The organism is Bremerella sp. P1, from assembly GCF_028748185.1.
Taxonomy (GTDB): domain Bacteria; phylum Planctomycetota; class Planctomycetia; order Pirellulales; family Pirellulaceae; genus Bremerella.
On sequence record NZ_CP118164.1, the window covers coordinates 6,410,229 to 6,435,641 of the forward strand.

21 protein-coding genes and 1 pseudogene are annotated in these 25,413 nt (G+C 54.7%); 12 read left to right on the plus strand and 10 right to left on the minus strand.

The window, feature by feature from the left end:
• The first annotated feature begins 1 nt into the window (after nt 1).
• Complete coding sequence (locus tag PSR63_RS25985) at nt 2-2,056, plus strand: TonB-dependent receptor plug domain-containing protein (protein ID WP_274328937.1); 2,055 nt, start codon at nt 2-4, stop codon at nt 2,054-2,056.
• A gap of 63 nt (nt 2,057-2,119) precedes the next feature.
• Here PSR63_RS25985 and PSR63_RS25990 read toward each other — a convergent pair whose 3' ends face one another.
• The 7 genes and pseudogenes from PSR63_RS25990 to PSR63_RS26015 form a co-directional block, all read right to left on the minus strand.
• Nucleotides 2,120-2,446 carry a hypothetical protein gene (locus PSR63_RS25990; RefSeq protein ID WP_274328938.1) on the minus strand — a complete coding sequence of 109 codons (327 nt, stop codon included), beginning with the start codon at nt 2,444-2,446 and terminating at the stop codon, nt 2,120-2,122.
• An 8-nt stretch (nt 2,447-2,454) separates the two neighbouring features.
• Nucleotides 2,455-3,198, minus strand: coding sequence for a metallophosphoesterase (locus PSR63_RS25995; RefSeq protein ID WP_274328940.1), 744 nt, complete (start codon nt 3,196-3,198; stop codon nt 2,455-2,457).
• 95 nt (nt 3,199-3,293) lie between these two features.
• A complete protein-coding gene (locus tag PSR63_RS26000; protein ID WP_274328942.1) occupies nt 3,294-4,232 on the minus strand; it encodes an MJ0042-type zinc finger domain-containing protein in 939 nt (312 codons plus the stop codon).
• Nucleotides 4,233-4,303: 71 nt separating this feature from the next.
• Nucleotides 4,304-5,920 (minus strand): hypothetical protein, encoded by a 1,617-nt coding sequence (locus PSR63_RS26005; protein ID WP_274328944.1) that lies wholly within the window; start codon nt 5,918-5,920, stop codon nt 4,304-4,306.
• A pseudogene (locus tag PSR63_RS28315) lies at nt 5,921-6,016 on the minus strand (MJ0042-type zinc finger domain-containing protein); the annotation flags it as partial.
• Nucleotides 6,017-6,141: 125 nt separating this feature from the next.
• Nucleotides 6,142-6,786, minus strand: a complete 645-nt coding sequence (locus PSR63_RS26010) for a hypothetical protein (RefSeq protein ID WP_274328946.1) — start codon at nt 6,784-6,786, stop codon at nt 6,142-6,144.
• Nucleotides 6,787-6,892: 106 nt separating this feature from the next.
• Entirely contained in the window at nt 6,893-7,729 is an 837-nt protein-coding gene (locus PSR63_RS26015; RefSeq protein ID WP_274328948.1) for a ParA family protein, read from the minus strand.
• 235 nt (nt 7,730-7,964) lie between these two features.
• On the opposite strand from PSR63_RS26015, the gene nagB reads away from it, so the two are divergent.
• Together nagB and PSR63_RS26025 are read left to right on the plus strand one after the other, a co-directional pair.
• Complete coding sequence (gene nagB / locus PSR63_RS26020; protein ID WP_274328950.1) at nt 7,965-8,756, plus strand: glucosamine-6-phosphate deaminase; 792 nt, start codon at nt 7,965-7,967, stop codon at nt 8,754-8,756.
• A gap of 12 nt (nt 8,757-8,768) precedes the next feature.
• A complete protein-coding gene (locus PSR63_RS26025; protein WP_274328952.1) occupies nt 8,769-9,776 on the plus strand; it encodes a rhomboid family intramembrane serine protease in 1,008 nt (335 codons plus the stop codon).
• A 13-nt stretch (nt 9,777-9,789) separates the two neighbouring features.
• On the opposite strand, the gene PSR63_RS26030 is transcribed toward PSR63_RS26025, so the two are convergent.
• Nucleotides 9,790-10,290, minus strand: a complete 501-nt coding sequence (locus tag PSR63_RS26030) for a hypothetical protein (RefSeq protein WP_274328954.1) — start codon at nt 10,288-10,290, stop codon at nt 9,790-9,792.
• Between the two features lie 115 nt (nt 10,291-10,405).
• Here PSR63_RS26030 and PSR63_RS26035 point away from each other — a divergent pair, with 115 nt between their 5' ends.
• From PSR63_RS26035 to dprA, 3 genes are all read left to right on the plus strand, one after another.
• Nucleotides 10,406-10,636, plus strand: a complete 231-nt coding sequence (locus PSR63_RS26035; protein WP_274328956.1) for a hypothetical protein — start codon at nt 10,406-10,408, stop codon at nt 10,634-10,636.
• Between the two features lie 29 nt (nt 10,637-10,665).
• Nucleotides 10,666-11,787: a 3-dehydroquinate synthase gene (gene aroB, locus PSR63_RS26040; protein ID WP_274328958.1), complete on the plus strand. Its 1,122-nt coding sequence runs from the start codon at nt 10,666-10,668 to the stop codon at nt 11,785-11,787.
• A gap of 80 nt (nt 11,788-11,867) precedes the next feature.
• Complete coding sequence (gene dprA / locus PSR63_RS26045; protein WP_274328960.1) at nt 11,868-12,998, plus strand: DNA-processing protein DprA; 1,131 nt, start codon at nt 11,868-11,870, stop codon at nt 12,996-12,998.
• Nucleotides 12,999-13,008: 10 nt separating this feature from the next.
• On the opposite strand, the gene PSR63_RS26050 is transcribed toward dprA, so the two are convergent.
• Both PSR63_RS26050 and PSR63_RS26055 read right to left on the minus strand, forming a co-directional pair.
• The gene (locus tag PSR63_RS26050; protein WP_338000658.1) at nt 13,009-14,304 is read right to left on the minus strand and encodes a DUF1501 domain-containing protein; all 1,296 of its coding nucleotides are present in this window, start codon (nt 14,302-14,304) and stop codon (nt 13,009-13,011) included.
• Between the two features lie 53 nt (nt 14,305-14,357).
• Nucleotides 14,358-17,984 carry a DUF1553 domain-containing protein gene (locus PSR63_RS26055; protein WP_274334264.1) on the minus strand — a complete coding sequence of 1,209 codons (3,627 nt, stop codon included), beginning with the start codon at nt 17,982-17,984 and terminating at the stop codon, nt 14,358-14,360.
• 326 nt (nt 17,985-18,310) lie between these two features.
• Between PSR63_RS26055 and PSR63_RS26060 the strand changes: the two genes are divergently transcribed.
• The 6 genes from PSR63_RS26060 to PSR63_RS26085 all read left to right on the plus strand — a co-directional run bounded on the left by PSR63_RS26060 (nt 18,311) and on the right by PSR63_RS26085 (nt 25,413).
• The gene (locus PSR63_RS26060) at nt 18,311-19,768 is read left to right on the plus strand and encodes a sulfatase-like hydrolase/transferase (RefSeq protein WP_274328962.1); all 1,458 of its coding nucleotides are present in this window, start codon (nt 18,311-18,313) and stop codon (nt 19,766-19,768) included.
• Between the two features lie 83 nt (nt 19,769-19,851).
• Nucleotides 19,852-20,415 (plus strand): helix-turn-helix domain-containing protein, encoded by a 564-nt coding sequence (locus PSR63_RS26065; protein WP_274328964.1) that lies wholly within the window; start codon nt 19,852-19,854, stop codon nt 20,413-20,415.
• A gap of 236 nt (nt 20,416-20,651) precedes the next feature.
• On the plus strand, nt 20,652-21,968 hold the full coding sequence (locus PSR63_RS26070; RefSeq protein ID WP_274328966.1) for an alkaline phosphatase D family protein: 1,317 nt from the start codon (nt 20,652-20,654) through the stop codon (nt 21,966-21,968).
• A 32-nt stretch (nt 21,969-22,000) separates the two neighbouring features.
• On the plus strand, nt 22,001-23,206 hold the full coding sequence (locus tag PSR63_RS26075; protein ID WP_274328968.1) for a phosphonoacetaldehyde reductase: 1,206 nt from the start codon (nt 22,001-22,003) through the stop codon (nt 23,204-23,206).
• A gap of 36 nt (nt 23,207-23,242) precedes the next feature.
• Nucleotides 23,243-24,058, plus strand: coding sequence for a phosphonoacetaldehyde hydrolase (gene phnX, locus PSR63_RS26080; protein ID WP_274328970.1), 816 nt, complete (start codon nt 23,243-23,245; stop codon nt 24,056-24,058).
• Between the two features lie 53 nt (nt 24,059-24,111).
• A complete protein-coding gene (locus tag PSR63_RS26085; protein WP_274328972.1) occupies nt 24,112-25,413 on the plus strand; it encodes a DUF5690 family protein in 1,302 nt (433 codons plus the stop codon).

Genomic DNA, 25,413 nt, shown 5'->3' on the forward strand with positions numbered 1-25,413 from the left:
CGTGAAATGGATTATTGGCTGGGGCCCGCCAAGTTTGGGCTCACTTTGTTTACTTGCCGCGACTTGCTGGGCAGCACCGGCGGCTGCTCAAGAGTTGGTACCGACCGAAGTAACCTCGGTACAACAGGCATCCTTGCAGGAAGAAGTCGATACGGCGGACGCTTCGGACGATGTGCCTGACGTTCCGCCGGTTCCCGATTCCGACGTCCCACTGTTGCCTCCCGTTGTCGTACAGAGCGAACCCAACAGCGGCGATTCCCAACGCGATTACGACGCAACGTTTTCTAATGCGACCGTCGTTACACCAACGGCTACCGGTACCGAGGAACGAAAGTTTGGTGGTACCGTTCAGGTGATTGCTCGCGAACAGATTGAACAGTCGGATGCATTTACCGTGGGCGAGATTCTGGCTCGACAGCCAGGAGTCGATGTCGTGAACTCAGGCGGACCGGGCGGCGTTCGATCCATTTTCCTGCGGGGCGCCAACTCGCAGCACACCAAGGTGATGATTGACGGATCTCCGGTAAATGATCCAAGCAGTCCGAGCCGTGGATTCGATGCCGCGAATCTGACGCTTGACAATGTTGAGCGAATCGAAATCCTGCAGGGTCCGCAAAGCTTGCTCTACGGGTCAGAAGCCATTGGAGGTGTCGTGAACATCATCACGCGTCGCGGGCAAGGCCCTTTGTCGGGTGCGTTATCCGCTCAAGGCGGTGCTTATGGCACGCATCGCGAAGGGGGCTACGTGCAAGGTAGTCACGGCGCCTTCGACTACTCCTTCTCTGGTTCATGGCTGGATACCCAATCATTTTCGGCGGCATCCAGTGGAGTCGAAAACGATCCGTTCGAGGTAGGTGCACTTTCCGGTGCGTTTGGCGTTCAGCTGACCGACGATACAGAGTTCGTTTATCGCCTGCGATACACGGACGCTCGAGCACGGATTGATGACGCGTCGTTTTCCATTGGCGTTCCGCCTACCGATGACCCGCTACGTCTCAATCTGACGACGAACTTCGTTCAACGCTTCGAGATCAACAACACTCTGCTCGATGGAAACATCCAACAGCAGTTTGCCTATGACTACATCGAGTACCAGCGTAACGATCGGGATGATATCTTCCCTGCTAACGCAGAGGGAGCAACCCGTCAGTTTACGTACCTGGGAACGGCACTGTTGTGGCCCGATCATGAGTTTTCAGTCGGTGTTCAGCACTGGGACGAATCGGCGACAACCGAGTTCATTCCGTCACCTCCTGCTTCGGCGAGTCAGTATCAGTCAGGTATCTTCTTCCAGGATCAGATCTCCTTTTGGGATCGTTTGCACCTGACTGCCGGCGTTCGTTGGGATGATCATAGTGCGGCCGGCGCCCACCAAACGTACCGGACAACGGCAGCCTATGAAGTTCATGAAACGAATACCCGACTTCGAGCAAGTCTCGGAACAGGCTATCGGGCACCAGCGTTGTCGGAAAACCTGTTTCCATTCGGCACCGCCAACTTGCGTCCCGAGCGAAGCCGTGGCTGGGAGTATGGGATCGATCAATCGCTGCTCGATGACGACGTGGTCTTGGGGGCAACCTATTTTCGCAACGACTATCGAGACCTGATTCTCTTCGATCCAATGACCTTCACGTTGCTTAATATTGGTCAGGCTCGCTCGCATGGCGTAGAACTGACCGCTGACTGGTATATCAATCCAGCGTGGACCGTTTGGGGATCTTATACCCACACCGACACGTGGGATGCCGACACCGGCCTTCCTTTGGTGCGTCGTCCAAGGGACAAGGGTACCTTCGGCATCACACGTTACTTCGGATGCGATTGTGGTTCGATCACGTTGGCTGCCCGGATGGTCGGAAGCCGTCTCGATGCTCGCGACGGCTCCGTGGTTTTAGCGAACTACAACGTCATTGACGTGTACGGCGACTACTGGATTCGTCCCAACATGCGTTGGTTCTACAAGATCGACAACCTCTTCAACGAACAGTACGAAGAGGTCACCGGTTACGCGACTTCTGATGCCGCCATCTATAGCGGCGTCGAGTGGACTTTCTAACCGAATGTCTCACAAGCTATGATGCAAAAGGCCCTTCATGATCTGATCATGAAGGGCCTTATTTCATGCGATGATGCGGCACCCAATCAGATTCTGTCGTAGGCGTTTAATGGCCTCGGGAGATAGTCCTGTGTCTGTCAGCGTCATGAGCTTCAGCCCTGGGTGCTGCAGAATGGACTCCACCGAAGCGTCTGTCAGAGGTGACTTCTCACAGTTCAAGACTTCGAGGTTCTGGAGCACTTCGAATCGGCGAATTGACTGATCGGAAGGCTTCCAATCGCATGCCGAGAAGTCCAAGGTGTGTACCTGACCGCTCTTACGCATCCGAATGTGGACGCCATGCGACTTCAGGAACTCGACAATCTCTACGGGGTCTGGTTCTTTCGGCATACGTCATTTCATGCGAGACGAGAATTGTCTGCCACGGGATGGCAATGCCCGTCGAGTTGCATCGGCAGCATATTGAACTTCAAACCGGAAATCGACGCCCCACCGTTGTGGAACTGAATCCCGCGAAAGGCATAATCACTCATGGGAACGTGAGTGTGTCCGAAATAGACATTACGCACCGAATTGCCCATGTCTACTTTCTCGTTCGTCAAATAATCCCAAATCCGCCCCGCGACGACGCGACGAGGATTGGCCAACTTGCCGACAACGGCGTGCAAGCGCGAACGGATCGCCATTTCATAGATTTGGTGACGATATTCAGGCTGCTTGAATTGATGCTTCCGGTTTCGTTGCGTAGCGAGAGCCAGATTGGTTCGGTTCTTCAAATGAACCGCATCACCGTGCAACATCACGGCCGAGCCAATGCGCAGGAAGTAAGGTTCCCAGTGAAAGTTTTCGTGCGATTCGGCGACGTCTCCGAGTCTTTTCACAAAATCGGCGTGGCAGTCATGATTCCCTAACAAGTAGTGGAACTGACAACCACGATTCGACTCGACCAGATCGGTAAGCCATTGCATCGAAGCATCAATCGTCGCCTCGACCGAAGGCAGTGTGGTCCAGGAGAAGTCGACGATATCGCCGCCAAGCACGAAAACGCGTGCTTCCGCGGCGCGTGATAGAATCTCGTCCTCATGTTCGTGGTAGATCGAACGACGAGAAAACATGTGAAGATCGGAAAGAAACCAATCCATACTTTCCATCCTCAAAATCACAATGGACAGCTAAGGGTTAACGGTTTTCCAATTGTAACATGACGACCGGCGAGGAAAGACACGCTACCCGCGTTTTAGTGCGTGATGTATTTATCGCCTAGTATTTCGAGGGATGAAAAGAAGTAGAGAACCTCGGGCGAACGAATTCGATCGCGTTTCCCCGACCACATGGCGGTGATTGTCGTGCCCTCGACCGAAAACTTATGGACAACCGCGACATTTTTGGTCAACCGGCTGTCCTTGCTCACCAAGATGTAGCGGTGCACGGCTACCGAATCGGTGTGATAAGTGACCTCAGAGCTGATCTTCATGACATTGGCTGCCGGTACACCCTGGAAGACTTCGTCACGATCCACCTTAGCCAAAAACTCGTTCCATTCTGGATGAGCCTCTTTACGCAGTTCGAGTGTCATGGTCCCAAACTGCGGGTCACGGAGTTTCAGAGTTCTTACCTTATCATCATCTGTAGATATCTCTGGTTCGCCTGGCATTCGGACCGTATAGCCCCACTGGGGATCGCTTGATGGCCTCCAGTTCCCCTCCAGCTTCGAGACGTCAATATTTACGGGAATGTTCAACTCTAATGGGATGTCTGCATTGTCGTAGACATATTGAAATGCGACGACCGTTCCCACAATAAGCAATATCGCGGCCACACTGCTGCTGGCGATCATGAATATTAATTGTCGCTGCCGCTTCTTTTGCTTGGCTGAGACGACGGTGGCCGCATAGATGGCGTCGACATCTTCGTGTGTGTCGAAGAAGCCTTCCGATGAAGCGAGCTCTGTTGACGGTTCGACCAACAGTGGGTCTACGCTCGGTTCCTGTTTCTTGCGTTCAGCTAGATTCTTTTCGGCAACAGAAGTTGTCTTGGCAGTAGACTTCGTGGCACGTCCACTTGTTTCAACGCGAAATGCCTCTCCACAGCGAGGGCAGCGGACAGCTTTGCCGACCAGATGATCTTTAACTTTGAAGGCCGAATCACAGTTCGTGCACTTAGCAATCGTCGTCACACCAAACCTGCCGATCTTCGGTGAGGTTGTTGTTAAAACGGAGACAGACTACTGAAGTGGACTCGAGCGGACTAACCGGAACCGGGGTACGGATTTCCTTTTACACTGATCGACTGAAAGAACTTGCTCACTTCTGAAGAGGTGTGATTGCCTGACCAGAGGAACATGAACATCCGTTGCTGCGTAAAAAGGAGTACCACCCGACTTTTGCCAGGCTGGCTCCGCAAGATATCCGCTGAAAAGTGATACTCAATCAGGGGGTAGTTGTCGAGCGTCATCTGCTCGGTCTTGGTGAGGTACTTGCTCGCACCCATCAGGTTCTGCAATCCAAAAACTTCCAGTTGTTCTTTGGATGGCATTTGATTCGATTTAGGCGGGTTTCCCGGGATAGAAGAGCTGTACATCATGACGAACGACTCGTCGTTGCGAATGATGCGATACCCGTCAACTTTTGTGCCTAGCCACGGTCTTTCGATACTTGGAATTGGATCGAAGTTTGATGGAAACTTAACAGTCACCAGCCCCGCTGGACCACGAGCCTCGTCAGGAAACTGACTGGTTTGCTGGGTGACGTAATTAAACTTGCTCGGCCCACCGCCCCCGGAACCTAAGGTATTGCTGATCGTGCTGAGGGCATAAATCACCAAAACCAGTAGTCCGACGCCACAGACGATACCAACGGCGCTCACCACCAGTGTCGAACTGACTGGCAGTGACTTTCCGCCGGACGCTTTGCTCTCGCCGAACCCCTGTTGATCGGCCAACACCGCCGCGACCTGCTCGACATATTTCGAGCCCTCCACAGCTTCTAGATCATCGATGGACGCGCTGCGACCGATAAGCTGCTTGGCGGCAGTCATGGCTCTTTCGAGAACAGCCGGATCCTGCGTGTAGATATCGTCATGCTGACCGGGCAGGGCAGGGCGGTAGAAACCACCTTCGTTGTCTGCGGTCACCACTTCATCGGTAAAGGTCCCTTCGATGACCTTTTCCTTTGCCGAACGGTGGAAGCCTGCTTGCTCCTGTGTTGACTTCGCGGGCTTGGAGGATTCTTCCGAAACACCCGCGATCAGCTCGTCCTCGCTGATGTCCATACTGCTGGAAGGAGACGAGACGGGCTTGGTCGGCGCATCTTCTTGAAGCCCCAACTCCGCTTCGTCCGAATCAACAATCGGAGCGTTCTCGCCCGGCTTGGCAGCTTCGATGCGAATCTCTTTTTCTTCCGGAGATATCAGCGGTGCGTATTCAGAAGGAGCAACGACCGGAGCCTGCATTTGCACACTTCCGCCGGCTTGTTCTTTCAAGAAGTCCTTGGGGGGATTGCATGGTGCTCCCCACGGAACCTCTAACGCGGGAATATGGCGGTCACCAGGCAAGATCACCGCCGAAAGCGTACGGCGACTGCGAAGGATTGGGCTCTCTTTTCCCGCAGGAATCTGGTGAAGCTGCTTCTTGGCAGCTGATTCCGAGCCGGAAGCACTCTCGGATTCTGGTGCCCCCGCCCACTTGGGTCGGTCTGCCGATTTTGTCTTCTGAGACTTCTTCCCGGCGGCACTCTTCTCGCCTAAAACCTTCGATCCTGATTGACTCTTGGGAATAACCTTAGACTTCGACAGATTCGCCGCAGATCCGTGCTTTGCCTTCTCTTCCGTGGAAGGGGCCGTATCCGTCAGCTTTACGTCAAACACCTTCTTGCACTTAGGGCAACGCACTGATTTGCCATGAAGCTCGGCTTTGGCTTTAAATCGGGTTTGGCAATGCGTGCACTGTGCGTACGAGGTCATCCTGAGCCCAGAATTGCAACAAATGGCGATAGAGACATTGGTCAATCAAGCAGGTTGATTCCCCCTCATTCTCACTGGGGGGGCTGTAAAATTCAACCTCGCAACTGGCGATCTGTTCCGGTCAATTAACCTTTTTGCGGAATCACAACCCGAACAACCACTTCGCGTTTTGATTTTCTGAGAGAAAAGGGCATCGTCTGATAGGTCTCGGCATAAGATCGACGAAAACGAAGCGTGTAGTCGTCGCTGGGCGTAAATTCGATAGGGACACTGAAACTACCGTCCGGACGCGTCAAATAGGCATTCAGACACTGTGAGGGGCCCAAGAGGTCAACCGGCAGGTTGGCTACCGGCCGGTCATTCTCGTCCACAGCAATGCCGCGAATCACGCCATGATCTTCTTCCAGGTGGTCGGCCTCGGCCATCTTCCTGATCAGTTGCTTTAAATCTCCCGGTTCCGAAGTTCGGATCACGACACGGTCATTGTCAAAATCGGCCTGTAGCCCCCCGGAAAGCGCCACCGCGTCTTCCGCTTTGGAGAACAACCACCGGACATCACGATAATTGGCCCGGTACTCGGCGGTCGGTAAGACTTCGTCATCGGCCAGTACTGGAGACGAGAGAAGAGCCTTGGCCTCGGCAGACGTCGGATCCAGGAAATAAGTCGTCAGACGGCCACGATAGCGCCACTGCGTTGTGACAACGATCGCAATCGAAACCACGACAAACAGCCCTAAAAGGCTCTTCAGACTGAAGCGAAACCCAAACATTCGCTCAAAATCCCCAATGGATAGCGAAAATGGACGACACGTGCCGTCCATTTAATCAATACCGTCGCCGGGGAAAAGAATCAACGTCTAAGGCCGAATTGTGGTCCTAAGCCGCTGCTGATTCGGCCATGGTTTCTTCGGGTGACTTGCTGGCCAAACCGAGGCCCAAGACTTCCCGAGCCAGGTTTGTATAGTCTTCGGCACCGTTGGAATTCGGATCATAATCGAAAATCGATTGCCCGAAACTAGGTGCTTCTGCCAGGCGAATGTTGCGACGGATACGCGTTTGAAACACTTCGGCACTGGACCATGTCCGTCCTTCTGACGTACCCTGACCGAAGAACTCGTGAACGTCGCCGGCCACTTCTCCGGCCAGTCGCGTTCCCGACTCAAACAGGCAAAGCACCACGCCGGAAAGCTTCAAGCCGGGATTGATTCGTTTGGAGACGATATCCACCGTACGAAGCAGTTTGCTCAGACCATGCAAGGCAAGGAAGTGAGGCTGTAGCGGTAGAAAGACTTCATCGACGCAAGCCAACGCATTGAGAGTAAGTACGCCCAGGCTCGGCGGACAGTCAATGATCAAGTAATCGTATTGCTCGCCATGGACTTCCATCGCGTCACGAAGAATCATCTCGCGACCAACTTCGCCAGCCAGTTCCATTTCGGCGGCGGCCAAATCGAGGTGAGCGGGGATGCACCATAGGTTTTCGCCAGCTTCGTGACGGACGTCTTCCAGGGAAGCTTCGCCCATGAGCACCTGGTAGATCGATTCGCTTCCCGAAGCGACCCCAATCCCGAGATGTAGCGAGGCATGTGCCTGGGGATCGAGATCCAGGACACAGACCTTGTGCCCCATACGAGCGATGGCCGAAGCGAGGTTGACTGCGGTGGTCGTTTTTCCAACGCCCCCTTTTTGATTCAAAATAGCAATCGACCGCATGACAACCTCCTTGTTGTAAAGCGAAACTTTCCGGCAATTCTGGCGCGTGCAGCGGTGCCAGCATCGTGGGGGATTGTAATCAGGACCGCCAAATGATTTCTAGACCGGTTTTCCCTGAATTCCCGCGCAAGTTTATATGGTCGTTGCCTTTTCGGTTAGGTAACTGTGGTCTATGATCGAAAGCTTGATAGCATCATTCTGCCAAGCCCCTTCAAGAAGCTAGAGGAAACGCCCCGTGCGTGTCATTATCGAATCTTCGGCCGAACACGGAAGTCAGCGTGCCGCCGCGATTGTCGCTCAACTGGTTCGCAAGAAACCCCGTGCTATCCTGGGTTTAGCGACCGGCGGAACCCCGCTGAAGCTCTATCAAGAACTGATTCGCATGCACCAGAGCGAAGGGCTTGATTTTTCCCGGGTTACCTCGTTTAACCTGGACGAATACGTCGGTCTTCCACCGACTCATCCCCAAAGCTATCGCCATTTCATGACGGAAAACCTATTCCGTCACATCAATATCGACATCCGCAATACCCACGTTCCCGACGGTCGGGCTCTCGATTACGAGACTTATGGACCTCAATACGAGGCCATGATCGCCGAGGCTGGCGGCATCGATCTGCAGATTCTGGGAATTGGCCGCGACGGACATATCGCGTTCAACGAACCAGGTTCATCGTTGGGAAGCCGTACTCGGTTGAAGACGCTCGCTCCGGAAACCATTCGTGACAACGCTCGCTTCTTCGGCACCGAAGAAGACGTGCCTCGGTTGGCCATCACGATGGGGGTGGGTACCATCCTCGAATCGAAGAAGTGTATACTTCTCGCTTTCGGCAAGGATAAGGCCGAAGCAATTGCCGCGACGGTCGAAGGACCAGTTACGGCACAAGTCACCGGTAGTGCATTGCAGTTCCATCAGGATGTGGTCGTGATTCTCGACGAAGAATCGGCCTCGCAATTGCAACGGCGTTCCTACTACGATGAAGTAGAGGAGGCGCATCGGCGGCTTCAATCCGGAGAAGTCAAATAACCACAGATTGTCATGCGCCAAATCGGTAAGCTCTCTTCCGAAACCCATGCTGCCCGCTTCGTCGACTATTTGTTGACGCAAGGCATCCACTCCAAAGCCGATGCGAATTCGCAGGGTGAGTGGTCTGTCTGGATCCACGAAGAAAACCAAGTCGATCAGGCACGAACCGAACTCGAAGCATTCCGCTCGAACCCGGATGACAGTCGCTATCGCACCGCCGGTGATGAAGCCGCTGGCATCCGCAAGATGGAGCAGCTTCGCGAGAAAGAGCGTCGCAAGAACGTCCACGAGGTGAAGCATCGCTCGGTTGGTGCGGGCGCAGGACTATCTGGGGCGCCGGTCACCAAGGGCATTCTGATCATCTGTGTCGTGATCGCCGCCATTGGGATGTTCGCGTCGAACTATTCCATGAAGAACCCAGGTCTGGGCGATCAGATCTACGGAGCACTCAGCTTTCTTTCTCCGCAAGATTTGCAAGCCTACGGAATCTCGCCAGAGCCGAACTCGCTACGCACTATTGAGCGGGGCCAAGTCTGGCGACTGATTACGCCGGCCTTTTTGCATGCCCGCAGCGGAAGCATGGCGATCTTGCATGTTGGTTTCAACATGTACATGCTCTTCATGCTCGGCCCCATCTTGGAACGCCGAATGGGCAGTTTCCAGTTCCTGCTGCTGAACGTTGGTTTGGCGCTCGCCGGTAATCTGGCCCAGGGGGTAATCCCAATGTATATCGAACTATACGGCGGCGACCTCGCTCAATACGAACGTTACTACGGCGGGGTGAACTTCCTCGGCTATTCCGGCGTTGTCTACGGGCTGTTTGGTTATCTCTGGATTCGCTCGAACCACGATCCGACCTTTGGCATCATGATTAACCAGTCGTCAATCATCATCTTGATGCTGTGGTTTTTCCTTTGTTGGTTTGGACTAATGGGTGGCGTCGCCAACCTTGCCCATACGGGCGGCCTGGTAGCCGGTATGCTCACGGGCTACATCCAAGCAATGTCCTCGCGACGGTAAAAGTTCGCGGGCTTTACTGAGATGCGTCTGAGGTCACATCGGCGAAGAATGTAGAAAGGCCGCTGAGAGTTGGGTCTGGCTTAGCAATCAAGGCATTGGGGTGCTCTGGTAGTGCCAGTAACCCTCTTTCGAGATCGAATTGAACGACAGTGACGTCACTCTTTTCCGGCCATGAAAAGACGACTTCGTGCGTCCAAGCCGGCTCCGACGCCTCCTGGGCAGTGGTTCCCGTAAAACTGGCGTCTTCGATCAACGCCTGGCGAAAATGGACCAGCCCACGCGCCTTGGAAATATCGAACGACTTCCCGGCTGTCTTCAGCTTCACAATCGGTGCATAACGAATGTTTTCGCCGTTGGCTGCTCCCCAGTAAGCGATCGAAGCGTACCCCTTCGACCAATGATGCCAGACCGTAATGCCAGCCAAAACCGCGGCTATCAGAATCATGGCAGCGACGACCAATTTACCCGAGCTGACGCCGGGCCTGGAAATCGAACTCTTACGGGAAGTTGACAACGAGAACTCCTATCGGGAATGTTCGGCGAAGCTCACCTGATTTATACTCAATAAATCACGGATCGTCGTGACGGCGAACCTAAGGTGCGTGCCAAGACTCTCAAAGGATAGTCGGTTGCCAGACAAATTCGACCCCTACCGCGAATCGTTGATTGTCGAGGAAAAGACCATCTGGCCAGATGAGCTCGCCGATGTCCCTGCGGAAAGGCGCGGGCCAATCGCTCGGCAGCTTCATGCGGATGCCGCATCGTGCGGCCACCTGGAGTACGTTCGCCTACATACGGGCTTCTGTCGACAGATAACCGTAACGCAAGAAGACGTGGCTCGCCTGGAAGCGAAAACCTAAACAAGCCCCGAATAGTTCCAAAGATTCCAATGACCGCCTCAGATCCTACCGCCTTTGCATCACAGACCGTTCACGTCCCGCTGTCTGAGCGTTCTTACGATATTTCCATCGGGACAGGCAACCTGGCGGAGGTCGGTCGGTGGATCACGTCATTAAGAAGCGTGACTCACGCCGTGCTGATTAGTGATGCCAATGTCGCCAAGCATTACCTGGATCCTGTCAACGAAAGCCTGGAAGCGGAAGGCATTCGCGTTACCAAACTGGTCGTGCCGGCAGGCGAACCAAGCAAGTCGGTAGCAACCTCCCAAGAGCTGTGGGAAAAGGCGCTGGCAGATCGAGTAGATCGTAAGTCGATTGTCGTGGCCCTGGGGGGCGGTGTGATCGGTGATCTGGCTGGTTTCATTGCGGCAACGATGACCCGTGGTCTTGATTTCTTTCAGATTCCGACCACGCTTCTCGCTCAGGTCGATAGCAGCGTCGGGGGCAAAGTCGGTATCAACTTGCCCGCGGCCAAGAACATCGTGGGATGCTTTTGGCAACCGAAAGGCGTGCTGATTGATACGGCGGTCCTGGAAACCCTTCCGCGTCGCGAGTACCTATCCGGTTTGGCGGAAGTGGTGAAGTATGGCGTGATCCTCGATCCGGAATTCTTTGATTATCTGGAAGCGAACGTTCAGCCAATCCTTGACCGTGATCCGACCGTGCTTCAGAAGATTGTTGCGCGGAGCTGTGAACTAAAGGCTCAGGTCGTCGCCGAAGACGAACGCGAAACGACCGGTCTGCGTGCGATCCTCAACTACGGCCATACGTACTGCCACGCCCTGGAAACGGTTTCCGGCTATGGCGAGTACCTTCATGGCGAGGCGGTCTCCGTCGGGATGCTCTGTGCTTCTCGCCTGGGAGAAAAACTGGGGGTCTTCGATTCGGAGGCAACCCAACGGCAAGACCATCTCCTCACGGCACTCGGGTTGCCGGTGGAAGTCCCGAAGGTGGATGAAGATGCCATTCTTTCGGCCATGCAGCGCGACAAGAAGGTCGAGCATGGCAAGCTGCGTTTCATCGTCCCGCACAGCATTGGCAAAGTGGTTCTGACACCGGACGTTCCATCAGATGTCGCCATGCAGGCCTGGACCGACGGATACTCCAGCTAGTCAGCGGACTATTTGCTCGACTCCAGAGCAGCGGCCCCTATAATGGCGGACTACCATACCGCCCTTACGGTGAGGCCTGCATGAGTTCCGTCGACGACAACACGCTGCAAGATCCTGAATTTATTGCTGCCTTACGCCTGGCACTCAGTTCGGGGATCGGCCCTGCGAAAGTTCAGGCGCTGCAGAACTATTTCGGATCGCTTTCCGCAGCCCTCGCAGCAACGACAAGCCAACTTCAAGCGGTTTCTGGTATCGGGCCGAAAGTCGCCAAGACGATCGCTTCTGCCAGTCAGCTCGATGTGCAGCGCGAGCTGGATCATTGTCAGGACTTCGGTATCCAGATTTTGACGCGTTCCTGTGAAGCCTTTCCGGAGCTTCTTCGTGAGATCGCCGATCCGCCTACCTTGCTGTTTGTCAAAGGAGAGCTCCTCCCTTGTGACGAACTCGCTGTGGCAGTCGTCGGTACGCGACATGCCACGCACTACGGCAAGAAGCAGGCCGAGCGATTCGGGTATGAACTCGCCAAAGCTGGTTTCACCATCGCCAGCGGCCTCGCCCGTGGGATTGATGCCGCGGCGCATCGCGGGGCACTCAAGGCCAAGGGTCGCACAATTGCCTTCCTTGGGGGTGGCGTCTCGAAGATCTATCCGCCGGAGCACGAAGAACTTGCTGCAGAAGTGGCCGCAAACGGCGCCGTCGTTAGCGAAGCGGCACCATTGGTCAGCCCAATCGCCGGAGCATTTCCACAGCGGAATCGTTTGATTACTGGGATGAGTCTCGGCGTTGTGATCATTGAAGCCGCTGCCCGCAGTGGGGCGTTGATTTCCGCTCGCATGGCGATGGAACAGAACCGTGAGGTCTTCGCCGTGCCAGGTCAAATCGATAACCCAGTTGCTCGCGGAGTAAACAGCCTCATCCGCGATGGCGCCACGCTTGTTCAGTCGGTCGACGACGTGATCGAGCAACTCGGGCCGCTTCGCGAACCACTGCAAGTCTCCGACGGGCAAACGGTTCTTCAGCCAGCCGAGCTCAAGCTCAACGAACAGGAACAACAGGTCCTTCAGCACATCGATCTGACACCGATGTCGTTAGACGCACTGGTCGCGCGTTCCAAGTTGCCCGTGCACCGCGTTCTATCAACGCTCAGCATCTTAGAAATGAAGCGGCTAATCGTACGCACCAACGGAACGACCGTCCAGCGGACCGCCTAAGCTTCACTCACTAAGCGAACAGGGCCTTGATGGGCTGACCACCGTCAGTGATTGGAACGGGACGATCGCCATCGTATAGCGATTTGGCATAATCAATGCCCATCGATGCGTGAATGGTTGCGAAGAAGTCAGGGACAGAGACTGGGTTGCTGACAATCTTCTTTCCTAGCTCGTCCGTCTGACCATAGGCACCTGAGTGCTTCAGCCCGCCACCAGCAAGCACGCACGTGAATGCCGACCCTTGGTGACCACGTCCGCCGCCACTGTCAAACTCAGGCGGTCGTCCGAACTCAGTGGTGACCACGATCAACGTCTTATCGAGCATCTTCCTTTGCTCAAGATCGAGGATCAGGGCTGCCATGGCCGTATCGAGTTCCTGGATCAGCTTGTGTTGTTCCAGAATTCCCCCGTTGTGGACGTCCCAGCCAGCGCCATTCAGGAAGTTGAGGTTGTGCGAGACTTCGATAAAGCGAACGCCTCGTTCAACCAGCCGTCGGGCGAGTAGACATCGTTGACCAAACTCTCCACCGTACCCCTCACGCAGATCAGTCGCTTCTCGGTCGAGGTCAAAGCTGCTCATGAATTCAGGGCCACTCAGCTTCAAGCTGAGGTCGATGGTCGCCTCGTAATCCTTCAACGCAGCCTCGCGCGTTTCCGGTTGCAGGCTGCGAAGCTTGGTCAGAAAGCTCTCACGCCGCTGCTGTCTCGCGCGATCCACACCTAGCGGAGGCGAAAGACCAGCCGGTCCGCGGCCCGTTTCGGTCAGATAGAGATAGCTGTGCTGCGCTCCAAGGAAGCCTGGCCCGCGAGTCGCATTCGGGTAACCAATCAGAACGTACGCTGGCACATCATCAGAAGCCGCTCCGCGCTCGTGCGCGACAATCGATCCTAACGATGGATAGACGACCGTTCCACTGACAGGCCGCCCCACGTGCATCCAGTTGGTCGCCGCGGCGTGCTCGTCGATCACAGCGTGATTGACCGTACGGACTGCCGTAACACGATCCATAATCGGAGCCAGCTTCGGAAGGTGCTCGCACAGCTGGACATCGTTGAAACAAGTCGGGATGGATTCGTAATAGGATCCAGGTTTTTTGGACTTCGGATCCCCTTTGGTCTTGGGGTCGAACGTATCGACCTGTCCCATGCCGCCACCCAGCCAGATGGAGATGACATGTTCGGCCTGTCCGCTGATACGATTTCCCGCCGGCATCGCGCCGGCCACGGACGTTGCCATGGCCGTCGCTGCCGAAGCAGCCAGGAATTGTCGCCGATTGACGCCGGAATTTTGGTTACTGTTGCTCATCGGATTTGCTTCAAAATGAGTGATTTTGATCGGTTCGCGAACGCCGTCGTCCGTTATGGCATCCAGACGAATTCTCGCAGGTTTACCACACTCCACACCATATCTTCGTAGACCTCTCGCCACTGAGGCTGAAGCCGTGGGTCGGCAGGCGGTCCAACTCGTGCTCGGCGAGCATGTTCCTGTTGAATCGTATTGGCGTCTGAACGCAAATGGTTCGACCACGTCACTTGCGGAAGACGCTCAAGCGGTACCGGCTCTTTAATCTGATCTTTGGGAACCAGTCGCTTATCGAAGCCATCGCGAAGTACATCGGCAAACAGTGCCCGTTCCTGTTCACTTGGCATTCGACTTAGGAACCGCAGGAAGACCGAATCGACCAATTGCTCAGGCGACTTGGCTTCAACGGCCAAATCTGCCAGAGGGCTTTCGTGGGATGCCCTAGTCAGCCAAACGGTCATCGTGCCGTTGGCGATCACCGCTGGCTGAAGCACGTTCGGATCGGTCTCGCGATCGGTGCGAGGAATCTGCCGTTCGGCTGACCAGCCGAAGGCAACCATCACGTCGTCGATGACTGAAACTCGAGGAAGCGTCAAACTAGGCCGGTCGCGTTCATTCGAGATACTTGCCAGCATCCAGGCACGTTCGACACAGCCCAGATTGTTTCGATTGCTGGCCGGACGACGACCATCCGGATCAAGTGTTAGCATCTCGACGTTGATCTCTTTACCAGCCCCTTCGTAAAACGAGTCGACGATCTGTTCGGCAGTCATCCGGCGACGCTGCGGAGCGTTGAACAAACGCCGAGTGGGATCGGCATCCTGCTGGTTACCTGTCGCCTCACGTTGGTAGAGACTCGAGTTCATGATCAGACGCGTGGTATGTTTAACGCTGTATCCACTAGCAACAAAGTCGCGGGCTAACCACTTCAACAGTTTCGGATGACTTGGCTTTGCTCCTTCCCAGTCGTGTGGCGGTTCAACGATTCCAGCACCGATTAGTCGCCGCCAGATGCGGTTGACCGATACTTCGGCAAAACGCTCGTTCTCAGGGGCAGTTACCAGCGCCGTCAATCGCTCGCGGCTATCCTTTTCGTCCTCAAGATAGGCCGCCAAGGATTCGCCATCCTCGATGCCAGTCTCATCCGAGAAGGGCCACTGGGGCTGGACCGCCTGACCAGGTTTAAGCGTCACTTCAATCAGTGGTTCACGATCCTGGCTCTCAAAGAACGCGACCGGAACCGAACTCGATTTGGGAACGGAAAGAGGCTTCCTGGCGAACATTGCCGCGATGGAGTAGAGATCCTCTTGCGTTGTGCTGTGATAAGGGGAGTCGTGGCAGCGAGCACATTGCAGTTCTATCCCCAGGAACGCATTGGCGACGACATGCCCCTTTGCGGCAAAGGGAGAATCGTTCTGTGCGGCTTTCGCGAAACCGGCGCTACCACCATCTTCCGGACTACCTCGCATCATCATCAACTCAGTAACCATCCGATCGAGTGATTTATCGTCACGCAACGCATCGTGTAGGAACCAACGAAATGGGCCGCTAGCATTCAGCGTCGCGTTGATCAATGTTGGGTTCTCGGCCAACACGTCTTGCCAGTAACTGACCCAATGGTCGGCCCAACGTGGATCTTCCAATAGGCGATCAATCAGTTTGGCACGCTTGTCCGACGAGTTGTCGCTAAGAAAGGCCCGTACTTCTTCCTCCGTAGGAATCACACCCACCGTATCGAGATAGGCCCTGCGGATAAACTTGGCATCGCCAACAACCGGCGAAAGCTCCGTTTCTTCCGCCGATAGGGGGAGCTCCGGCCATTTCGCACCCTCGTTAATCCATGTTTCCAGGGTCTTCATCTGCTCGGAGGAAAGTGGCTTGCCAGTTGGTGGCATCCGCATATCGGCATCTTCGTGGCGAATGCGGATCATCATCTCACTGGCAGAGGCATCTCCAGGCACAATCGCAGGCCCAGAATAACCACCGCCAACCGCCATCTCGCGTGAGTTCAACTGCAGCCCGCCTGAATCCTTTTCGCTGTGGCAACGGAAGCACTCGCTTCGCAAGATCGGCAGAACCTCGGAATGAAACTGTTTCGCTTCGTCCGGTGATGTTCCTTTGACAGCGGCCTTGGCCTGTTCAATTCGACTGGCAATGAATGCATCGATCGGATTGGTGGCTGACGCGCTGCTTGGAATCGCTGGGCCTGGGTTGCCTTCGGCCCACTGCTTGGCCAATCGATGCCGTTTTTCCCAAAAGGTATCCCGCGACTTGGTGGCCTTGCGTCGGTTATGGTCATCGTGCGATGCCAGCGAGCTCTCGATGCGCTCCAGCGCACCTTCGAACGCCTCATCCGTCAATGGAAGCGGGGCATCGGGGCTTCCCACAGGGCCAAGCACGTGATACTGCTTACCGTCCTGGGAAAGAATCGCAACGGTAAACTCTCCTGGCTCAGCTCGGAATTTCTTGCCACCGGCCATCGTCTCAACGACAACGCGGTGCGTACCCTTGTTGGAGGTCTGAAAAGTTCCCTTCTCTTCGTGTAGACGATGCTGCTTGATCCGATGACCGGGCAGGGGAGGATCGGCGACGGGGGTGATGGGCTCCTCTCCGCTTGGTGAGCCTTGCAGAGCACCCGTCTTGGCGACAAGCTTTCCGTCGACCCACAGTCGGCTGAGTCCTCGTGCACGCAGAAGAAACGTTTGCTCGCCTTCCGGCAAAGCAACATCTGCCGCCATGCGTACCAATACCGGTGCGTTCCAACTATCACGAATTCCCCAGTTGTCATAACGTAACGGAAGCCGTGGTGTGAGGAACTCGGTGGTTTCCCAGCGGTCGGCTTCGGCCGGATAGTCTTCATCGAAATCAAGCCACCGGGTATGAGACGGCATCCCTTCGTGGAACGTGACCGTGACGCGATCCGCGGGAAGTTCGCCAAGTTTCGGCATCGACTCAGGTACCGGTTCCGGCTTCGGAGCTTCACCAACACGATGGAATCGCTTCTTGAGCGTTTCCCCATCAAGTGCCACGCGATGAAGTGCGACGGCATCCAGATATCCGCGAAACGAATTCGAGGCACTACCGTTCAATGCAGATCCGATCCAAACGCTGTCATCATCGACGAAAGGGGGCACGGTTGTTGGTCCACCCATGTCCCAGGCACCAGGCAGTTGCTTGCCGTCGATCCAACCTTGGACGCTCTCGGGTTTGCCAAACTCGTAGATGACAGCAACATGATGCCAACCTGTGCGAGGGATAAAACCGTCATGAGTTGTCCAGCGATGCCAGTGTGACTTTAAGCCCTTGCCTGGGGTCGCAAACAAAAAACTGGCACAGGCCGTTCCTTTCTCTCCTCGAAGTCGCAGAGCCCAGTTTTGGTTGTCAGGGGCGAACTCCGGGTTGCCGGTACGGCCTTTACCCATGATGTATAGGTTCTCACCGTCTTTTAGATCGCGTGCATTCACCCAGGCTTCGATCGTGATGGAATCGCCGTTGGTAAAGTCAAACGGACTGAGATGGCCCGGGTCGTCGTACGAGAAGTAGGCACCCCGACCATCAAACTTCACCGCCGTATTGTCTGCATCAAAATCGGGATACGAAGGCGGACGTGGTCCAGGGACGTCACGGTGGACACCCCCGTGAGCGATGAGCGGTGTTTCTTCTTCCGCACCGAAGTCCCACATCACGACGGGCTCAGATGCGTGAACAGTTGCGCAAATGCAAACCATCATGAAAGTTAGGACGAGTAGATGGCAGCGAAGCAATCTCATCAGCATTACCTATTGAGAAGGGCCAGAACGCAAGCGGACATGGCGTTTGGCGAATCAACAATCTATAAGGAGGGAACAAGACTTCGAACGGAAGCGATAGGAAGGAACCTTAAATATCCATAGAATTTTTGCTTTCGTCAAGGTTTCTTGGCTAAGCTAGAACGTCTCATCCCATCGCAAAAACCCGGCAAATCGTCCTTCAATCTCCCTTGATCGCTCTCCAAGATCCAAACGACAACATGCGATATTCCCTCAATTGCAAATGCACTCTGACCGGCATTGCCTGCCTACTATTGGGTATTCTGGTGAGGCCAGCATTGGCCAATGCGCCAGATCTGCCAAAACCGCCCAACGTGTTGCTCTTGGTCGCCGATGACCTTGGATATGCCGAGCTTGGCTGCCAAGGAAATGCCGTCGTAAAAACGCCACAAATTGACGCTTTTAGTCGGGAGGCTGTGCGATGTACGCAAGCCTACGTGACGGCTCCCAATTGCAGCCCGTCGCGGGCTGGGTTTCTAACCGGTCGAATTCCGCTGCGATTTGGCTATGAGTTCAATCCTATCGGTGCCCGCAACGAAGACCCGCAAACAGGGCTGCCCAACAAGCAACAAACCATAGCGGAATACCTGCACGATGCCGGGTACACAACTGGTCTGGTTGGCAAGTGGCATCTCGGTGGAGCAGCCGACTTTCATCCGCAGCGGCATGGCTTCGACGAGTTCTTCGGCTTTCTGCATGAGGGTCACTATTTTGTCCCTAGTCCGTGGAACGAGACGACCACTTGGATCCGTCGCAAAGGGCTTCCGCAGGGGAAACAAGGTCGGTACGAAGTTTCTCCACAACTGATCTACTCATCGCATATGGGGCATGACGAACCGGACTACGATGCGAATAACCCTGTACTTCGCGAAGGACAACCGGTTGTCGAGGAAGCTTACTTTACCGACGCGATCACCCGCGAGGCGACCTCCTTCATCGAGCGATACCAAACGAGCCCTTGGTTTCTTTATGTTGCCTACAATGCGGTGCACAGTCCGCTGCAAGCCAAAAACGACACGTTGGCCCTCTTCAAGGATGAAGACGATATCCATCGCCGCATCTTCCTGGCCATGCTTTATGACCTGGACCGAAGTGTCGGACAGATTCTGCAGACGCTTGAGAAGACAGGTCAAAGTGAAAACACGTTGGTCGTTTTCTTCAGCGACAACGGCGGACCGACCAAAGAAACGACCGCCAGCAATCTTCCGCTGCGTGATGGCAAAGGCAGCATGTACGAAGGAGGGATTCGCGTTCCGTTTCTGATTCGCTGGCCGGGTCAGGTCGAAGGGGGATCGGTATCCGATTCGATTATCAGTACGCTTGATCTCTTTCCTGCGATTACTGGCATGATCGGCAACAAGTCACAGGTCGAATTAGACGGCATCAACATCGCGAGTGTCATCCGCAATCCCGAATTGGCAAGCGATCGAACGCTTTATTGGCGACAAGGAAAGCGTGCCGCACTGCGACAAGGCCGTTGGAAAATCGTCGCTCCCAACGGACACAACTCGGAGGACAAGTGGCAATTATTCGATTTGCAGGATGACCCATCGGAACAGAATGATCTCTCAACGAGTCAGGATCATCACAAAATGATGAAGGGCCTATTAAGGAAATGGGAGACCCTTAATCAAGAGATGGCGGAGCCCCTTTTCTAAGCACTGCCTGGGACCGTCCAAAAGCTGGAAACTCCTGGTATCAGGCATGTTGTAGCGATCGGCATGTTGAATATAATACCGCGATGAACCTCGTAGAACTTGCTGAACGAATCCGCTCTCTCCGCATCGACCAACGCTTAACGTTGGAAGAGGTAGCGTCACGCACCGGGCTAACACGCAGTTGGCTATCGAAGGTTGAAAACTTTCGCGTCACGCCCTCTCTGCCGGCCTTAGCCGAGATTGCCAAGGCATTGGGAGTTCCGACTTCCAAATTGGTAGAAGGGCTGGATGAGAAGCCCTCGCTAACCATGGTTCGCAAGAACGAGCGAAAGGTCATCGAAAGAGACCAGTCGGAGGCAAATACCTCAATCTATGAGTCGCTGGCCCATCGCCGCAAATCTCGCTCGATGGATCCGTTCATGATCACGATTCCCCCAGGGGTTGCCCGTGAAGAGGCCTTGCCCCACCTGGGCGAGGAGTTTCTGCTAGTCCAGTCTGGGAATGTCGACTTTGAGTACGATGGCGATGTCTTCAAGCTCCAATCTGGAGACAGTCTCTATTTCGACGCCAGCGTTCCCCATCGCTTGGTAAACTCGTACAAGAAGCAAGCCGTCGTGCTTTGTATCTTCCAATCACCGCAAGCCTAGTTCTTTGCCTGCGATCTTGAATTCTGAAGCGATCCGTACCGTTGCTGTATGGGCATTGCTGATTTCACCCGTCGCCCAATCCCTCTTTCCGCTCTGGGACGCGTCAATCTTAACGGGGCCTTCACAACACGTTTGTTGACTCTCAGGCAACTTTCGGTAAGAATAGCTCACGTCGAACACGAATATTGACTCGTGGTCACCTTTCTCCGACAACTAACCTTCGGGAACGCATATCGATGGGAGCGAAGCAAACAATGGCCTACAACCTGGATCGGCGGTCGATGCTTGCCGTCTCAGCCGCCTCTCTGTTGGCCACTTCTGCGGAAGCCAATGACGGCGACCTCCCAAGTGTTACCGGCCCAATGGTCGGTCACGTTTCCCATGTGGACGCCAATATCTGGTTTCGCCCCACTACGCCAGGCAAGTACTCACTACAAGTCTTGCAAGAAGAGGGAACCGAAGAACGTATCATCCACGCGGAAGCTAAGCTTGAAAACGACAATTGTTTGACTTGGCACGTAGCCGGACTGCAGCCAGGTACCAAGTACCAGTACAAGGTCTCGGGGCCCAACAGACCGCTGGTTTCAGGGAAAGAGTACTATTTCGATACGGCCCCCGATCCCACAAAGGCCACTCGCGTTTGTTTGGCATTTGGGTCATGTGCTCCGAACAAGCCATTAGAGTTGTGGACGCAAATGGAGCAGCGGGGGGCCCAAGGCTTAGTCCTTTTAGGCGATACGCCCTATATCGACTCAACGGACCTGTCGGTTGCCCGGGACCGTCATCGGACCTTTCTTCAGGTTCCTCAATTAGCCTCACTCATTGGCCATACGCCTACCTGGGGTACTTGGGACGATCACGATTTTGGACGCAACGATTCCGATGGAAGACTTAAGGGCAAAGAGAACACACGCCAAGCGTTTGTTGAATACCGTGCCAACCAAGATTTCGGTCATGACCAATCGGGTATCTACACGAAGTTCCGATATGGACCGGTCGAGGTTTTTCTGCTCGATACACGATGGTTTGCTCGGACAGAAAAGTCGCCCGTCGATCCTAGTCAGCCCACACTCTTAGGAAAACAGCAGTGGCAATGGCTGAAAGAGGCCCTGTTGGCTTCCACCGCTCCTTTCAAACTGATTGCGTGCGGCATGATTTGGGACGACAAGGAGAATACAGAATCGGACGACTGGGGATCGTATACGCACGAGCGAGACGCCTTATTCGAGTTCATAGGCGAAAATAAGATTTCAGGAGTCGTATTAATCGGTGGCGACATCCATTGCTCGCGACACCTCAAATACGAAACCGAGAAGACGGTCGGTTATCCGATTCATCAATTCATCGTTTCGCCGATTCACGATAGCGTGATTCCGAAACTCAACGTGCCGCATCCCAATCTGATTCGGGGTGAAGCGATTCCTCACGTTTGGCTCCGACTCGAGGTCGACAGTACCCAGTCGCCGGCTCGCCTTCATGCCGAGTGGGTGCAAATGAAAGGACGTCCAATGTGGGATGTAACTCTCACGGACGAGCAGTTGTCGCTTCGTTAAAACGGACTTCGAACTTTTAAGGGCCAAGAGTTTTGCCGCACCCTGGAAATACGCAAACAGTTTATCTATCCGAGGGCTCCCTCGCAGAGCTCCCAAGGATTTGTCAGCAGTACGGTGCAACGCACACGTTCCTGGTTGTTGACGAAGTTGCGTACAAGCTGTCAGGAGCGGCGGCACAGCTGCGTCAGTTCCTTCCGCCCGATGCGATCACCCTTTTTAGTGGCTTCGAGCCGAACCCCAAGATAGAAGATGTGGAGCGCGGGGTTGCCAAATGTCGTGCCGCGAATCCTGACCTGGTGATTGCCTTGGGAGGAGGTACGGCAATCGACCTCGCCAAGATGATCGCTTCGATGACGCGTCATAGGGAAAGTCCTCGCGACATCGCAGTTGGAGGTCTATCACTGCAACAAGGTACGTTACCTTTGGTCGCCGTTCCAACCACAGCTGGCACAGGAAGCGAAGCAACTCATTTTGCCGTCGTTTACGTTGATGGTCAGAAGTATTCGGTTGCCGATCCATGCTTGCTACCAGCCGTTGCCGTGGTTGATCCCAAGCTGACCTATAGTGTTCCCACAAGAATGACTGCCGCAACCGGATTGGATGCCTTTTGCCAGGCCATCGAATCGATCTGGGCGGTCGGCGCCACTGACGAATCGGTCGCGTATGCGACCTCCGCCGCGACGCTCGCTTTCGAGCACTTGCCAACGGCTACCAATGCTCCGACCCCTGAAGCTCGGCGTGCGATGAGCCTCGCTTCGCATCTCGCCGGCAAAGCAATCAACATTAGCAAGACGACGCTTCCTCACGCGATTTCCTATGCGATAACCGCCGACTATGGTATTCCTCACGGGGCGGCTGTCGCGACAACCCTGAGCAGCGTTCTGGCCTATAACTTCGGTATCTCAAACTCAGATTGTGCCGACCAGCGAGGCACTGATCATGTTCGGAAGCGGCTATCGCTGATTCTCGATATTTTGAAGGCGGCATCCGTAGAAGAAGCCTGCCGGCAGATTGAAGCATTCGTCAGCTCACTTGGCTGTAAGCCAACCCTCGCTGCCGCTGGTATCCGTACGGACGAAAGCCTGCGCGGTCTGGCTAGTCGGGTAAACGCTGCTCGGCTTTCTAACAATCCCCGCATGGCCAATCAGGAAGAACTATTTTCACTTCTTCAAGGTAGAGCGACGATCCTCAACGGAAGCCGACGCAAAACGATTCCGCCAAAAGCCACGGCCGGTTAACCCAATATTCATCGCAGTCCTTACACTTAAGATCCCATGACCCCATCCAATAGCAGTATTCAGCTTGTCGTTTTTGACTGGGCCGGCACAACCATCGATTTCGGTTCGTGTGCTCCGGCAACCGCTTTCGCCAAAGTCTTTGCTGCTCACGGTGTTCAGGTATCTGACGAAGAAGCACGTCGTCCGATGGGGTTGAATAAGCGGGAACATCTCGTCGCGATGCTCAGCAACTACGAGATCGCAAAACGCTGGCTCGATTCCAAAGGGACCTCCTGGACAGATGCCGATGTCTCGCAGATGTACGATCAATTCGTTCCGTATCAACTCGAAGCGATCCAACAAAGCAGTCAATTGGTGCCGCAGCTACTCGAGGTGGTCCGCAATTTACGGGCGGACGAAATCAAAATCGGTAGTACCACAGGCTACTTCCGCGCTGCGGCTGATTTGGTGTCCCAGGCAGCAGAGGAGCAGGGCTTTGTACCCGACGCCAACGTCTGTGCCGACGATGTCCCCAAGGGCCGGCCGGCCCCGTGGATGATCTACCAACTCATGCAGACGCTCAACGTGTACCCTCCGCAAACCGTCGTCAAGATCGGTGATACCGTCGCGGACATTGAAGCTGGGCGAAATGCCGGGTGTTGGACCGTCGGAATCTGTGACAGTAGCAGCATCATGGGCCTGAGTTGCGAAGAATATTGTCAGTTGGATACGGATGAAAAAACCAAGCGACTTGAAACAACGTCTGCCGTATTCCAGAACGCCGGCAGTCATTTTACGATTGCCTCAATCGAAGATCTCCCGCGAGTCCTACGTCACATCAATCAGCGGCTTGCTGCTGGAGAACGTCCCTAAGCGATCTGTTTCAATCCGTTTACCCAATCCGTTCCCCCAGAAACTTCTGACCCATGAGTTCCGCCAGCCTACCGGATCAATCCTCGAAGCGATCAGAGTCTTTCTGGGCATTTTGGGCCGTCTTCGCCGCATTCGGTACGTACTTCTGCATGTACGGTTTTCGCAAGCCGTTCACAGTCGCCGAATATGACGGAACCATGGTCGGTGGAATCGACTTCAAGACGATCGTCGTCTCGACCCAAGTCCTGGGCTATATGTTGTCCAAGTTCCTTGGCATCAAGATCATTTCCGAGATGCCGCCGAAACGTCGTGCGATTGCCCTGCTCGGACTGATTCTAGCCGCCGAGGCCGCACTGGCTCTATTTGGCATCATGCCTCGTCCATGGAATGCGGTTGGGCTGTTTCTCAATGGATTGTGTCTGGGGATGGTCTTTGGCCTGGTACTCGGTTTCCTGGAGGGGCGACGTCTTACCGAAGCACTGGTGGCCGGTCTTTGCACCAGCTTTATTCTCGCCGACGGGGTCACCAAGTCGGTCGGAGCGTGGCTATTGGCCAACGGAGTGCGTGAAGACTGGATGCCGTTCACGGCCGGACTGATCTTCTTGCTCCCCCTTTGCATATGCGTCGCGATGCTAACCAAGGTTCCCGCACCCAACGAACAAGATGTGGAAGCCAGGTCGCCCCGCGATACGATGACACCGCAAGATCGCTGGTCGCTCTTTAGCCGTTATGCCCTGGGGCTATCCATTCTGGTTGCCATCTACCTTTTGATCACCATCATCCGCAGCATCCGGGCTGACTTCGCCGCGGAATTATGGGGAGATCTAGGACAAGAAGCAGTTCCATTGCTTTTCACTCGCTCGGAGATGTGGGTTGCGTTGGGAGTCATGTTTGTGAATGGTCTTTCGATTTACGTTCGCAACAATCGCCTGGCCTTCTATCTATCCTTGGGAATATGTGCCCTTGGCTTTGTCATCGTCGCAGTCGCTTTGCTTGGACAACAAACGCAATCCATTGGGGCGTTTCAGTTCATGGTGCTCATTGGCTTTGGCCTATATCTACCCTATGTCGCGATCCACACCACCGTCTTCGAACGCCTTCTGGCGATGACCCGCGAACGAGGAAACCTTGGTTTTCTCATGTATCTCGCAGATGCGTTTGGTTATTTGGGGTACGTGGTGATCATGTTCTCGCGTAACTTGTTTATCGGCCGCGAGAACTTCCTCGACTTTTTCACTTCGGTATGTTGGATCGCCACGGGCGCGTCCCTCTTGGCGTTATTTGTCGCTTCGTTTTACTTCGTCAACCATGGCCGGCAGCCAGCGACATCATCTGCGATTGCGGAACGCGTTTAG